Here is a 14215-nt window from a genome sequence, read left to right as displayed (position 1 = left end):
CTCACGCCCGGTACAGTGCCTCGACCTCGGTGGCGTACGCCTTCTCGATCGCCTTCCGCTTCAGCTTCAGCGACGGCGTCAGCAGGCCGTGCTCCTCGGTGAACTGATGGGCGAGGATCCGGAACGTGCGGATCGACTCGGCCTGTGAGACCAGGGTGTTGGCGGCGACCACCGCCCGCCGCACCTCGGTCTCCAGCTCCGGATCGCGCACCAGCTCGGCCGCCGACAGCTTCGCCTTGTTGTGCATCTGCAGCCAGTGCTCGACGGCCTCCCCGTCCAGGGTGACCAGGGCGGCGATGTACGGGCGGTCGTTGCCCACGACGATGCACTGGGCGACCAGCGGATGGTCGCGCACCCGCTCCTCCAGGATCGCGGGCGAGACGCTCTTGCCGCCCGAGGTCACCAGGATCTCCTTCTTGCGCCCGGTGATGGTGAGATAGCCGTCCTCGTCGAGGGAGCCCAGGTCCCCGGTGGCGAGCCAGCCGTCGTGCAGGGTCTCGTCGGTGGCCTTCTGGTTGTTGAGGTAGCCCTGGAAGACATTGGGGCCGCGCAGCCAGATCTCGCCGTCGTCCGCGATGTGCACGGTCATGCCGGGGATGGCCTGGCCGACAGTGCCGTACCGGGTGCGCTCCGGCGGGTTGGCGGTCGCGGCCGCCGTGCACTCCGTCAGTCCGTACCCCTCGAAGATGTGGACGCCCGCGCCCGCGAAGAACAGGCCGAGCCGGCGGTCCATCGCCGAGCCGCCGGACATCGCGTACTTGATCCGGCCGCCCATGGCCTCCCGGATCTTGCCGTAGACGACCTTGTCGAAGAACTGGTGCTGCATCCGCAGCCCCGCCGACGGGCCCGGACCGATGCCCCAGGCCCGCGCCTCCATCGCGTCCGCGTACTTCACGGCGACCTCGACGGCCTTCTCGAACGGCCCGGCCCTGCCCTCGCGTTCGGCCTTGCGCCGGCTCGCGTTGAAGACCTTCTCGAAGATGTACGGCACCGCGAGGAAGAACGTCGGCCGGAAGGCCGCGAGGTCGGGCAGCAGGACGGCCGCGTTGAGCTGCGGCTGATGGCCGAACTTGACCTTCCCGCGGATGCCCGCGACCTGCACCATCCGTCCGAAGACGTGCGCGAGCGGCAGGAACAGCAGCGTCGCCGCCTCGTCGCCCTTGCGGGACTTGAACAGCGGCGCCCAGCGTTCGATGACCGTGTCCGCCTCGACCATGAAGTTGGCGTGCGAGATGACACAGCCCTTGGGGCGCCCCGTCGTGCCGGAGGTGTAGATGATCGTCGCGATCGACTCGGGGGTCACCGCGCGGCGGTGCCGGTGCACCACCTCGTCGTCGAGGTGCGCCCCCGACTCGTACAGCTCCTCCACCGCGCCCACGTCCAGCTGCCAGAGCCTGCGCAGCTGCGGGAGCCGGTCGATGACCGTGGCGATGGTCATCGCGTGGTCCTCGTGCTCGACCATGGCCGCGGTGCACTGGGAGTCGTAGAGCATCCAGAAGACCTGCTCGGCGGAGGAGGTCGGGTAGACGGGGACGACCTGGGCGCCGACGGTCCACAGCGCGTAGTCGAAGAGGGTCCACTCGTAGCGCGTACGGCACATGATGGCGACCCGGTCGCCGAAGCGGATGCCCTGGGCCAGCAGGCCCTTCGCCAGCGCGAGGACCTCGTCACGGAACTCGGCGGAGGTCACGTCGCGCCACTCGCCCCGCTCGTCCTTGCGGCCGAGCGCGATGTACGTCGGGTCCTCCTGGGCGTACTCGAAGACGACGTCGGCCAGACCGCCCACCGGCGGCGCCGACGCCAACGGGGGGTTGGTGAACTCGCGCAAACCCGCTCCTCGTGGCGCTCCGCACAGCGCGTGAAAGCTACCTCACCGGGAGATCGGGCGGGAGGGTTGTGGAGGGGGCGCATTGGGAGGTGCGGCAGGGGGTCGCGCCGGAAAACACGCGCAGATGCGGAGGTCTCCGGCATAATTCCTGACGCGTCAGTAAGTTTCGGGACCGCAATCTCCACCGAACCCGCACGCCCCGGTCACCGTCCGCGTCCTCGTGGACACGGTCTGGCCTGGGGAAACGTGAGCCTCGTTCACGTCTCCTGGGAACGTCACACCGCCCGCGCGCGGCCGTGGAGCCGGTCGCCGCCGGCGAGGATGGCCGCCGCGAGGGCGTCCGCCGCGCTCGTCGCCGCACCCGGACGCCGGCCGTGCACGAGGACGAAGTCGACCTCGCCGAGTTCCGGCAGCCCGGCCCGCTCCGGGACCCGGACCAGACCGGGAGGCACCAGGCGACGGGAATGCGCCATCACGCCGAGGCCCGCGCGGGCGGCGGCGATGAGACCGTTGAGGCTGCCGCTGGTGCAGGCGACCCGCCAGGCGCGGCCCTCGCGCTCCAGCGCCTCCAGGGCCAGGGCGCGGGTGATGCCCGGCGGCGGATAGACGATCAGCGGGACGGGGCGGTCGGCGTCGAGACGGAGCCGCTCCGCGCCGATCCACACCAGGCGGTCCGTCCAGACGGGCTCGCCGCGGGGGTCCTCCGGGCGGCGCTTGGCCAGCACCAGATCGAGCTTGCCCGCCGCCAGCCGCTCGTGCAGCGTGCCCGACAGCTCGACCGTCAGCTCCAGGTCCACCTCGGGATGGTCGTGCCGGAAGGCCTCCAGGATCTCCGGGAGCCGGGTCAGCACGAAGTCCTCCGAGGCGCCGAACCGCAGCCGTCCGCGCAGCCGGGTCCCGGTGAAGAACGCCGTCGCCTGCTCGTGCACCTCCAGCAGCCGCCGGGCGAAGCCGAGCATCGCCTCGCCGTCCTCCGTCAGCTCCACGGAGTGCGTGTCCCGGGAGAACAGCTGCCGCCCGGTCGCGTCCTCCAGTCGGCGCACGTGCTGGCTGACCGTGGACTGCCGCAGCCCCAGCCGCCGGGCGGCCTGGGTGAAGCTCAGTGTCTGCGCCACGGCCAGGAAGGTACGCAGCTGGGAGGGGTCGTACACGATCGCCACCCTACTCGCTCATCGCACGACGTGATGACAGTCAGAGCGGTATGAAGGATTCCCGATCAAGGGCCGGGCGAGGACGATGGAGAGGGGCCTTCCGGCCCTGACGCACCCTCATCGAAAGTACGTGGAGCACCGTGAAACGCCTGAAGTGGCCGAGCTGGATGCCGATCGACCCGTACATCCTGCTGTTGCTCGGGACGGTGGGCGTAGCCGCCCTCGTCCCCGCGCGGGGTACGGCCGCCGAGGTCGCCTCGGGGGCGTCCACGGCCGCGATCGCCTTCCTCTTCTTCCTCTACGGCGCCCGGCTCTCCACCCGCGAGGCCGTCGACGGCTTCAAGCACTGGCGGCTCCACCTCACCGTCCTCGCCTGCACGTTCGTCGTCTTCCCCCTGCTGGGCCTCGCGGCCCGCGGCCTCGAACCGGTGATCCTGAGCCCCTCCCTCGCCACCGGACTGCTCTTCCTCACCCTCGTTCCGTCGACGATCCAGTCCTCCATCGCCTTCACCTCGATGGCCCGGGGCAATGTGCCCGCCGCGATCTGCGCGGGCTCCTTCTCCTCCCTCGCGGGCATCGTGATCACCCCGCTGCTCGCGGCGAGCCTGCTGGGCGGCAGCGCGGGCGGCTTCTCCGCCGACTCGCTGGTGAAGATCGTGCTCCAGCTGCTGGTGCCGTTCGTCGCGGGACAGCTCGCGCGCCGCTGGATCGGCGGCTTCGTCACCCGGCACAAGCGGATCCTCGGCCTCGTCGACCGGGGCTCCATCCTCCTCGTCGTCTACGTCGCCTTCAGCGAGGGCATGGTGCGCGGCATCTGGAGCCAGGTCAGCCCGCTGCGCCTCGCCGGACTCCTCGTGGTCGAGGCGGCCCTGCTGGCCGTGATGCTGCTGCTCACCTGGTACGGGGCCAAGGCCCTGCGCTTCGACCGCGCGGACCGGATCGCCATCCAGTTCGCCGGCTCCAAGAAGTCCCTCGCCTCCGGACTGCCCATGGCGAGCGTCCTGTTCGGCCCCGAGGCCTCCCTCGCCGTCCTGCCGCTGATGCTCTTCCACCAGATGCAGCTCATGGTCTGCGCGGTCATCGCCAAGCGCCGCGCCCACGACCCGGTGGAGGAGCCGGCGGTCACGGAGCAGCAAGACGAAGCGATACGAACCGCGGTCGGTACAGGGACGCGTTCCGGGTGATGTTCAGCTGCGCCGCCGCCGCGTCGGCGTCCAGCCAGTTGACGTCGTAGCTGAGCACCAGCCGCCCGTCGCCGACCGCCCGGTGCGCCTGCGGGTTGTACGCCGCGACACCGCTCCGCGGCAGCGGGGCGTCGAACCCCTCGGTGGGCCCGTGCCAGGGCCCGGCGGGGGAGCACGCCCAGTACGCCGTCACGGTCGTGAGCCCCGCCGTCCCGGCGGCCATCGTGAGCAGCACATAGGTGCGCCCGTCCCGGACGACGGTGAAGGCGCTGCCCACCCCCTTGTCTTCCCCGTTCCCGAGCACCGCCGCCGGCCGCCCTCGCACCGCCCACCGTTTCCCGTCCCAGTACTCCCACGCCCCCGGCTCCCCGAGCCGGCCGCGCGGCACCCGCGCCACGTAGGCGTGGGAGGACGGCCGGGAGGCGGCCTGGGCGTCGGTGCCGCCGAAGACGTACGTCCACTCGCCCACGTCCACGGCCGTCGTCCCGAACAGCACCCGCCGCGCCGGATCGGCGACCTCCGCCTGGTCCAGCACCGTCGTGATCCCCTCCAGCCGCAGACCGGGCAGCGACAGGGTGGCGACCTCGGTCGCGGTGGGCACCCCGTAGATCCACGGCGACCGGCCCGCCGTACGGGTCCACAACAGCACCCGTACGACCTTCTCGTCCGAGCCGGGGGAGCGGGGCTCGACCCTGGCGGCCACCGGCCAGCGCCACCGCTGCGGGGCCGGGTCCGGGAAGACGGGCGCCGGGAGCGTCGACTCCAGCCGGCCAGAGGGGGACATCACCACGGCCGAGTTGCGCACCAGGGGCGTCGAGACGTCCCGCCAGGTGACGGACTCGCCCGCCGGGTTGGGCGGCGGGTGCACTTGGCCCAGATAGGTGTCGGAGAACAGCCACAGCACCCGGCCGTCCGGGAGCGCCACCGAGTGGGTGCCGTCGCCGCCGGTCCAGTCGTCGGTGCGGGTCGCGTCGTCGCCGTAGCGGGTGAACTCGCCGGTCAGGGAGGTTTCCGGGGCCCAGTCCCGGACCGTCCGGGCCGTGCAGGCGACGCCGCCCTCCCGGTCGTCGTCCGGGAGGGCGGTGAGCAGCACGGCGGCGAGGGCCAGGACCAGGGCCAGGATCAGGACCGGTCCGGCCCCCGTCCGCTGTCGCGCTCCCGCGTCGTCGGGCACGGGAGGGACGTTAGTGGGCCGTGTCCACCCGGTCCATGGGCAGGAGCGGGATCTCGCCCCGTCGCGCGGCGTCCTGCTCGATACGGCTGTTCAGGGACCTCACAAGAACCGTGCGGGTGGGTGGGCGTTGTCTCGCGTCAGGGGGTGGGGGTGCGGTTGCGTCGGCGGGCGCGGGCCCGGTGGGGCTTCTCGCGCAGTTCCCCGCGCCCCTAAAAGCATCAGGCCCCGCGGGCCTGAAAGGCGACGGCCCTGCGGGTCTGAAGAACCACGGCCCTGCGGGTCTGAAGAACCACGGCCCTGCGGGCCTGAAGAACCACGGCCCTGCGGGCCTGAAAGACCGCGGCCTCGCGGGCCTGGAAGGCGACGGGGCCACGGGGCTGAAAAGCACGGGGCGCAGCCCCTGCTTTTCAGGGGCGCGGGGAACTGCGCGAGAAGCCCCACCCACCCGCACCCGGCGACGAAACCGATAGCCCCACGGCGCGTACACGGGGGCAAAGGCGGAGCCCCCGGCGGCGCAGGGGGCGCTCCCCGCCGCAAGGGGCCCCGCCGCCGTGTCGCGGAGGCACCGCTCAGCCGCTCTGGTCGACCCCGGCCGCGGCCCGCAGAGCGATACGGTGCTCGCCCGCGTACACGTTCATGGAGGCGCCCCGCAGGAAGCCCACCAGGGTCAACCCGGTCTCCGCCGCCAGGTCCACCGCGAGGGACGACGGCGCCGACACCGCCGCCAGCACCGGGATCCCCGCCATCACCGCCTTCTGCGCCAGCTCGAACGAGGCCCGCCCGGACACCAGCAGCACCGCCCGGGACAGGGGCAGGTCGCCGTTCTGCAGGGCGCGGCCCACCAGCTTGTCGACGGCGTTGTGCCGGCCCACGTCCTCCCGTACGTCGAGCAGTTCGCCGTCCTCGCTGAACAGGGCCGCCGCGTGCAGACCCCCGGTCCGGTCGAAGACCCGCTGCGCCGCGCGGAGCCGGTCGGGGAGGCCCGCGAGGAGGTCGGGGTCGAGCCGGACCGGGGGAGCGTCACCCCCGTGGGTGTCGTCGACGGCCCACCGGGCCGTCGTCCGGACGGCGTCCAGGGACGCCTTGCCGCACAGCCCGCAGGACGAGGTCGTGTAGACGTTGCGTTCGAGGGTGATGTCGGGGACGGCGACCCCGGGCGCGGTTCTCACGTCCACCACGTTGTACGTGTTCGAGCCTCCCCCACTCTCGGCTTCGCTCGAGCGGGAGGTGCCCCCACCCGTCGCGCCCGCGCAGTAGACGATGTTCTGGAGGTCCGACCGCTCGGCGAGCACCCCTTCGCTGACCAGGAACCCCGCCGCCAGGGCGAAGTCGTCGCCCGGGGTGCGCATGGTGATCGCGAGCGGCTTGCCGTTCAGCCGGATCTCCATCGGTTCCTCGGCGACGAGCGTGTCCGGGCGGGTGGAGACCGCGCCGTCCCGGATGCGGATCACCTTGCGTCGTTCCGTGACTCGTCCCATGTCGTGTCTCAGTCCCGGTTCTGTACGTGCTGGTAGCCGAAACGGCCCTTGATGCAGAGGTTGCCGTGGGTCACCGGGTTGTCGTGCGGCGAGGTGACCTTCACGATCTCATTGTCCTGCACATGGAGTGTGAGGTTGCAGCCCACACCGCAGTACGCGCACACCGTGGTCGTCTCGGTCTGCGCCGCCTCGTCCCAGGTGCCCGCCGCCCGCATGTCGAACTCCGACTTGAAGGACAGCGCGCCCGTCGGGCACACCTCGATGCAGTTGCCGCAGTACACACAGGCCGAGTCGGTGAGCGGGGCGTCGTGCTCCACGGCGATCCGGGCGTCGAAGCCCCGGCCCGCGACGGAGATCGCGAACGTGTTCTGCCACTGCTCCCCACAGGCGTCCACGCACTTGTAACACAGGATGCATTTGTCGTAGTCCCGCACGTAGAGCTCGTTGTCGACCTTCGGCTCCTCGTTCAGCCGGGCCGCGTCCGGGCCGAAGCGGTCCGGTTTCGCCGCGTACTCCTTGATCCATGCCGCGACCTTCGGGGTCGTCGAGAGGTCGACCGACGACGCGAGGAGTTCGAGGACGACCTTGCGGCTGTGCCGGGCGCGCTCGGTGTCCGTCCGTACCTCCATCCCGGGCTCGGCGTTGCGGGAGCACGCCGGGACGAGGGTCCTGGCGCCCTCGACCTCGACGACACAGACCCGGCAGGCGTTCTTCGGGGTGAGGGTGTCGCCCTCGCACAGGGTGGGCACGTCCTTGCCGGCGGCCCGGCAGGCGTCCAGGATCGTCGAGCCCTCGGGCGCCCGCACCGGCTCACCGTCGAGGGTGAACTCCAGCAGACGGCGCGGCACTCCCAGCGGGATCACGGTCATTCGTACGCCCCCAGACGGTCGATCGCGGATTCCACGGCGTTCCACGCGGTCTGCCCGAGACCGCAGATGGAGGCGTCCCGCATGGCGCGGCCGACCTCCCTGAGCAGGGCGATGTCCCCGGCCGCCGCCGCCCCGGTCCGCTCGGCGATCCGGTGCAGCGCCTCCTCCTGCCGTACGGTGCCGACCCGGCACGGCACGCACTGCCCGCAGGACTCGTCGCGGAAGAACTCCGCGATCCGCAGCAGCAGCCGGGGCAGCGGGACCGTGTCGTCGAAGGCCATCACGACACCCGAGCCGAGCGTGGTGCCCGCCTCCCGCGTCCCCTCGAAGGTGAGCGGGATGTCCAGCTCGTCGGGGCGTACGAAACCACCGGCGGCGCCGCCGAGGAGGACGGCCCGGAGGTGGTCCCGTACCCCCGCGAGCGTCAGCAGCTCGCCGAGGGTCGCCCCGAAGGGCAGTTCGTAGATGCCGGGACGGTCGACGCTGCCGGAGACGCAGAACAGCTTGGGCCCGGTGGAGCGGGCGGTGCCGATCGCCGCGTACGCCGGCGCACCCATCGTCAGGATCGGCAGGACGTTGACCAGCGTCTCGACGTTGTTCTCCACCGTCGGCTTGCCGAACAGGCCCTTCTCCACCGGGAACGGCGGCTTGGAGCGCGGCTCGCCCCGGTACCCCTCGATGGAGTTGAACAGGGCCGTCTCCTCGCCGCAGATGTAGGCGCCGGCGCCCCTGCGGATCTCGATGTCGAAGGCATAGCCCTGCCCGAGGACGTCGTCGCCGAGCAGTCCCCGGGCGCGGGCCTGGGCGATGGCGTGCTCCAGGCGGCGCAGGGCCCGAGGGTACTCGCCGCGCAGATACAGGTAGCCCTGGTGCGCTCCGGTCGCGTACGCCGCGATCGTCATCGCCTCGACCAGGGAGAACGGGTCGCCCTCCATGAGCACGCGGTCCTTGAAGGTGCCCGGCTCGGATTCGTCCGCGTTGCAGACGAGGTAGTGCGGGTGGTCCGGCTGGGAGGCCGTGGCCTGCCATTTCCGGCCGGTGGGGAAGGCGGCGCCGCCCCGCCCGACCAGGCCCGAGTCGGTGACCTCGCGGATGACGCCGGCGGGCCCGAGCTCGAAGGCCCGGCGCAGTGCGGTGTAGCCGCCGTGGGCCCGGTAGTCGTCGAGCGAGGCCGGGTCGACGACGCCGACCCGGCCCAGCAGGGTCAGCGAGGGGTCCCCGGCCTGGGGCACCGCCATGGCCGCCGCCGGCTCCTCCTCCGCCGAGTCGGGCGCGCTCGCCGCGAGGACGGCCCTCTCCACGGTCGCGGGCGCCGCCACCGCCGTACGCACCGGGTCCCCGGCCCTGATCGCGAGGGCGGCCGGTGCCCGCTCGCACAGCCCGAGGCACGGGCCGCGCTGCACGCTGACCCCGCTGCCGAGGCCGAGGCGGGCCTCGACCCCGCCGCACAGGTCGGCCGCCCCGGCGGCGGCGCAGGCCAGGTCCGTGCAGACGTGCAGCACGGTCGCGGGGCGCGGCTCGACCGAGAACATGGCGTAGAAGGTGGCCACGCCGTACGCCTCCGCCGGCGGCACGGTCAGCCGTCGGCAGAGGTAGTCCAGCGCGCCGTCGCTGATCCAGCCGATCCGGTCGTTGAGGGCGTGCAGCCCCGGCAACAGCAGGTCACGGCGCTCCCGGGCCTCCCGGCCGCCGCGCGCCCACCGCAGATCGGCGGCTCGCATCTCATCGCGGGCCGCGCCCTCCCAGGAGGACTCCGGCGGCCCGAGCAGCGCGTCGACCGCCGCCTTCTCCTCGTCCGTCGGTTTGCTGTCACCGAAGTGCAGGTCCACTCTGTGTCACCTCACGATGGTCGCGACGGGCAGCTTCTCGATCCGGATCGCCGACGCCTTGAACTCCGCCGTCCCCGCGATCGGGCAGTTGGCCTCGATCGTCAGCTGGTTGGTGTCCACCTCGTCGGGAAAGTGCATGGTCATGAAGGCGAGGCCCGGCCGCAGCCCGATGTCGATCCACACCGGCGCCGTCACCGACCCGCGCCGCGAGGAGACCTGGACCTCCTCGCCCACCACGACCCCGTAGCGCTCCGCGTCCTCCGGGCACAGCTCGATGTACTCCCCGCGCCGCAGCGGGGAGGCGTAACCTCCGCTCTGTACACCGGTGTTGTACGAGTCGAGCCGCCGCCCGGTGGTGAGCCGGATAGGGAACTGATCGTCCGTCAGGTCCACGGGCGGATCGTGCCGCACGATCCCGAACGGCGCGAGCCTGCCCCGTTTCGCCGGATCGGGATCCCACAACCGCCCGTGCAGATAGCTCGGTTCGACGCCGTCGGTGTCCGGGCAGGGCCACTGGATGCCCTGGTGCTCCTCCAGCCGCTCGTACGTCATGCCGTAGTGGTCCGGCGACACCGACCGCAGCTCGTTCCAGACGGCCTCGGCGTCGGCGTACTTCCACTCGTGCCCGAGCCGTGTGGCCAGGTCGCAGAGGATGTCGATGTCCTCGCGGGCCTCCCCGGGCGGGGTGACCGCCCGGCGCACCCGCTGGACCCGGCGTTCGCTGTTGGTGGTCGTGCCGTCCGTCTCCGCCCACCCGGCGGTCGCGGGCAGCACGACATCGGCCAGCTCGGCCGTCTTCGTGAGGAAGATGTCCTGGACGACGAGGAAGTCCAGCTCCCGCATGCGGCGGACGGCCTGCTCGCTGTCGGCCTCGGACTGCGCCGGGTTCTCCCCGATGCAGTACACCGCCTTCAGGAAGCCCTCCTCCATGGCCTCGAACATCTCCGTCAGGTTCAGCCCGTAGTGCGGCTGGATGACGGTGTCCCACGCCGACTCGAACTTCAGCCGGGACTCGGGGTCGAGGATGTCCTGGAAGCCGGGCAGCCGGTTGGGGATGGCGCCCATGTCGCCGCCGCCCTGCACGTTGTTCTGGCCGCGCAGCGGCTGCAACCCGGAGGCGTAGCGGCCCACGTGCCCGGTCAGCAGGGAGAGGTTGATCAGCGCGCGGACGTTGTCGGTGCCGTTGTGGTGCTCGGTGATGCCGAGCGTCCAGCACAGCTGGGCCCGCTCGGCGCGGGCGTACGCGTGCGCCAACTCCCTTATGGCGGCGGCCGGTACGCCCGTCACTTTCTCCGCGAGGGAGAGCGTCCAGGGCTCGACGAGCGCCCGGTACTCCGCGAAGCCGGTGGTGGCCCGCTCGATGAACGCCTCGTTGGCGAGGCCCGCGTGGATGATCTCGCGGCCGATCGCGTGGGCCATCGGGATGTCGGTGCCGACGTTCAGCCCCAGCCAGCTCTCCGCCCACTCGGCGGTGGACGTGCGCCTCGGGTCGACCGCGTACATCCGGGCACCGCCCCGGATGCCCTTCAGCACGTGCTGGAAGAAGATCGGGTGCGCGAAGCGGGCGTTGGAGCCCCACATCACGATGACGTCGGTGTGCTCGATCTCCTCGTAGGACGACGTGCCGCCGCCGGATCCGAACGCGGCCGACAGGCCGGCCACGCTCGGCGCGTGACAGGTGCGGTTGCAGGAGTCGACGTTGTTGGTGCCCATGACCACGCGAGCGAACTTCTGCGCCACGTAGTTCATCTCGTTGGTGGCGCGGGCGCAGGAGAACAGGCCGAACGCGCCGCGGCCCAGCTCGATGCCGCGGGCGGCCCGGTCCAGGGCCTCCTCCCAACTCGCCTGCCGGAAGGGCTCGTCGCGGGAGTCGCGGACGAGGGGATGGGTGAGCCGGGTGTAGGTCTTCGGCTGCCGATTCTGCCGATTCTGCCGATTCTGCCGATTCTGCCGGTCCTGGCGGTTCTTCACGCGGCGCTCCTCAACGCGAGCAGGTCCGAGATGGCGTGGACGGTGCGGAGTGTGGGCACCTCGACGCCCGTGATGTCCGCCAGTTCGACGACGGCGGCAAGCAGGACGTCGAGTTCCAGCGGTTTGCCGCGCTCCAGGTCCTGGAGCGTGGAGGTGCGGTGGTCGCCGACGCGTTCCGCGCCGGCCATCCGCCGTTCGATGGAGACCCCGACCTCGCAGCCGAGGGCCTCGGCGACGGCCAGCGTCTCGGCCATCATCGTCTCGATGACCTTGCGGGTGCCGCCGTGCAGACACATCTGCCGCATGGTCGCGCGGGCCAGGGCGCTGATCGGGTTGAACGAGATGTTGCCGAGCAGTTTGATCCAGACGTCGCTCCGGATGTCGGGCTCCACCGGGCACTTCAGACCGCCCGCGACCATGGCCTCACCGAACGCCCGACAGCGCGCCGAGACCCTCCGGTCGGGCTCGCCGATGGAGAAGCGGGTGCCTTCCAGATGCCGTACGACGCCCGGTCGTTCGAGTTCGGTGGCCGCGTAGACCACACAGCCGATGGCCCGTTCGGGCGCGAGCACCGCACTGACCGCGCCGCCGGGGTCCACGCTCTCGACACGGTGGCCGTCGTGCGGGCCGCCGTGCCGGTGGAAGTACCACCAGGGGATGCCGTTCTGGGCGGCGATCACCGCCGTGGTGTCGTGCAGCAGGGGCTCGATCAGCGGCCCGCACGCCGCGTACGAGTTGGCCTTGAGGCCGAGGAACACGAAGTCGACCGGGCCGATCTCGGCCGGGTCGTCGGTGGCGTGGGCGCGGGCGGTGAAGTCCCCGCGCGAGCTGAGCACGCGCACCCCGTCCCGCCTCATGGCCGCGAGATGCGGTCCACGGGCGACTAGATGCGTGTCCGCGCCGGCGCGGTGGAGCGCGGCGCCGACATAGGCACCGATCGCACCGGCGCCGAGAACTGCGACTTTCATGGTGAGGGAGCTCCGTTCGGTCGAGGGATACCGCGGAGATGACGCTCTGTTGGAACGTTGTCGACGAAATATTGTCTACAGTATGGAACTTGGGTCGACAAGACTTCGCGCAACGACCGGGCAAGGCATTACTCGGACATGAAGGTGGCCGGTACGCGAAGGTGGGGACGGGCGGGGTAACGACCGTTCGGCGCGCGGTGGATACCGTTCATCGCACACGGTCGACGTGCCGCCTTCTCAACTCCCCCTGCCACTCCCTACCGTCCGGGATCATGAGTCCCCCCGTCGCACCTCCGGGCTGGAGCCGCTGGCTCGTCCCCCCGGCCGCACTCTCCGTACATCTCTCCATCGGACAGGCCTACGCCTGGAGCGTGTTCAAGCCGCCGCTCGAATCCGCCCTCGGCCTCAGCGGCACTCAGAGCGCCCTGCCGTTCCAGCTCGGCATCGTCATGCTGGGCCTGTCCGCCGCGTTCGGCGGCACCCTCGTCGAGCGCAACGGGCCGCGCTGGGCGATGACCGTCGCACTGATCTGCTTCTCCTCCGGCTTCCTGCTCGCCTCCCTCGGCGCGGCCACCGAGCAGTACTGGCTGATCGTCTTCGGCTACGGCTTCGTCGGCGGCATAGGCCTCGGCATCGGCTACATCTCGCCCGTCTCGACCCTGATCAAATGGTTCCCGGACCGGCCCGGCATGGCCACCGGCATCGCGATCATGGGCTTCGGCGGCGGTGCGCTGATCGCCTCGCCCTGGTCCGCCCAGATGCTGGAGTCCTTCGGCTCCGACTCCTCCGGCATCGCCCTCGCCTTCCTGGTGCACGGCCTGTCCTACGCCGTGTTCATGCTGCTCGGCGTGCTGCTGGTCCGGGTGCCGCGCACGGAGCGGCCGGTGGACAGCGGACCGAGCGTCCTCGCGGGCCCGCAGGTCTCGGCCCGCAACGCCATCCGCACCCCGCAGTTCTGGTGCCTGTGGGTCATCCTCTGCATGAACGTCTCCGCGGGCATCGGCATCCTGGAGAAGGCCGCCCCGATGATCACGGACTTCTTCGCCGACTCCTCCACCCCGGTCACCGTCACCGCGGCCGCCGGTTTCGTCGCGCTGCTCTCCGCGGCGAACATGACCGGCCGTATCGTCTGGTCCTCGACGTCCGACCTCATCGGACGCAAGAACATCTACCGCGTCTACCTCGGCGTCGGCGCGCTGATGTATCTGCTGATCGCGCAGTTCGGCGACGCGTCCAAGCCGCTGTTCGTCGTCTGCGCCCTGGTGATCCTCTCCTTCTACGGCGGCGGCTTCGCCACCATTCCCGCCTATCTGAAGGACCTCTTCGGCACCTACCAGGTCGGCGCCATCCACGGCCGGCTGCTCACCGCCTGGTCCACAGCCGGTGTCCTCGGACCGCTGATCGTCAACTGGATCGCCGACCGGCAGGAGGAGGCCGGCAAGTCCGGTTCCGACCTCTACGGCACGTCCTTCTTCATCATGATCGGGCTGCTCGTCATCGGCTTCGTCGCCAACGAACTGGTCCGCCCCGTCCACCCCCGCTTCCACATCCCCGCCCCGAGGGAGGCCGCCGATGTCGTCCAGCGACAGCAGTCCGAATCCGCCTGACCGGCGTCCCCTGATCGTCCTCGCGTGGATCTGGGTGGGCGTACCGCTCGCCTACGGTCTGTACGAACTCGTACGGAAGGCCACGCAGTTGTTCACCGGCTGAGTGCTCCGACCACGTCCGACCGCGCTGTGCCGATGCCGGGACCCCCGGCATCG

The 14215-nt window shown here is 71.2% G+C and carries 11 protein-coding genes; 3 read left to right on the top strand and 8 right to left on the bottom strand.

Going from position 1 to position 14215, the window contains the following annotated elements:
• Position 1 precedes the first annotated feature (1 nt).
• Entirely contained in the window at positions 2-1828 is a 1827-nt protein-coding gene (locus HW837_RS07610; protein WP_045556637.1) for an AMP-dependent synthetase/ligase, read from the bottom strand.
• Between the two features lie 275 nt (positions 1829-2103).
• Entirely contained in the window at positions 2104-2979 is an 876-nt protein-coding gene (locus HW837_RS07605) for a LysR substrate-binding domain-containing protein (protein ID WP_045556907.1), read from the bottom strand.
• A gap of 140 nt (positions 2980-3119) precedes the next feature.
• On the opposite strand from HW837_RS07605, the gene HW837_RS07600 reads away from it, so the two are divergent.
• Positions 3120-4163: a bile acid:sodium symporter family protein gene (locus tag HW837_RS07600; RefSeq protein WP_045556638.1), complete on the top strand. Its 1044-nt coding sequence runs from the start codon at positions 3120-3122 to the stop codon at positions 4161-4163.
• Here the strand turns inward: HW837_RS07600 and HW837_RS07595 are convergent.
• From HW837_RS07595 to HW837_RS07570, 6 genes are all read right to left on the bottom strand, one after another.
• Positions 4102-5337 carry a DUF5005 domain-containing protein gene (locus HW837_RS07595; RefSeq protein ID WP_045556639.1) on the bottom strand — a complete coding sequence of 412 codons (1236 nt, stop codon included), beginning with the start codon at positions 5335-5337 and terminating at the stop codon, positions 4102-4104. The genes HW837_RS07600 and HW837_RS07595 overlap by 62 nt on opposite strands.
• A gap of 569 nt (positions 5338-5906) precedes the next feature.
• A complete protein-coding gene (gene fdhD / locus HW837_RS07590; protein ID WP_093790074.1) occupies positions 5907-6815 on the bottom strand; it encodes a formate dehydrogenase accessory sulfurtransferase FdhD in 909 nt (302 codons plus the stop codon).
• A gap of 8 nt (positions 6816-6823) precedes the next feature.
• A complete protein-coding gene (locus HW837_RS07585; protein WP_193379880.1) occupies positions 6824-7684 on the bottom strand; it encodes a 2Fe-2S iron-sulfur cluster-binding protein in 861 nt (286 codons plus the stop codon).
• Complete coding sequence (locus HW837_RS07580) at positions 7681-9513, bottom strand: NADH-ubiquinone oxidoreductase-F iron-sulfur binding region domain-containing protein (protein ID WP_045556642.1); 1833 nt, start codon at positions 9511-9513, stop codon at positions 7681-7683. The genes HW837_RS07585 and HW837_RS07580 overlap by 4 nt, the downstream gene beginning before the upstream one ends.
• A gap of 6 nt (positions 9514-9519) precedes the next feature.
• On the bottom strand, positions 9520-11484 hold the full coding sequence (locus HW837_RS07575) for a molybdopterin oxidoreductase family protein (protein ID WP_193379882.1): 1965 nt from the start codon (positions 11482-11484) through the stop codon (positions 9520-9522).
• Positions 11481-12452, bottom strand: a complete 972-nt coding sequence (locus HW837_RS07570; protein ID WP_045556644.1) for a 2-dehydropantoate 2-reductase — start codon at positions 12450-12452, stop codon at positions 11481-11483. The genes HW837_RS07575 and HW837_RS07570 overlap by 4 nt, the downstream gene beginning before the upstream one ends.
• A gap of 272 nt (positions 12453-12724) precedes the next feature.
• Here HW837_RS07570 and HW837_RS07565 point away from each other — a divergent pair, with 272 nt between their 5' ends.
• Together HW837_RS07565 and HW837_RS07560 are read left to right on the top strand one after the other, a co-directional pair.
• Positions 12725-14059, top strand: a complete 1335-nt coding sequence (locus HW837_RS07565; RefSeq protein ID WP_045556645.1) for an OFA family MFS transporter — start codon at positions 12725-12727, stop codon at positions 14057-14059.
• The gene (locus HW837_RS07560; protein WP_177261885.1) at positions 14025-14162 is read left to right on the top strand and encodes an MFS transporter small subunit; all 138 of its coding nucleotides are present in this window, start codon (positions 14025-14027) and stop codon (positions 14160-14162) included. Before HW837_RS07565 ends, HW837_RS07560 begins: the two co-directional genes overlap by 35 nt.
• The last annotated feature ends 53 nt before the right edge of the window (positions 14163-14215 follow it).

It is taken from the genome of Streptomyces caniscabiei (assembly GCF_014930365.1).
Classification (GTDB): Bacteria; Actinomycetota; Actinomycetes; order Streptomycetales; family Streptomycetaceae; genus Streptomyces; species Streptomyces caniscabiei.
This window is presented reverse-complemented; position numbering and strand designations above follow the sequence as displayed.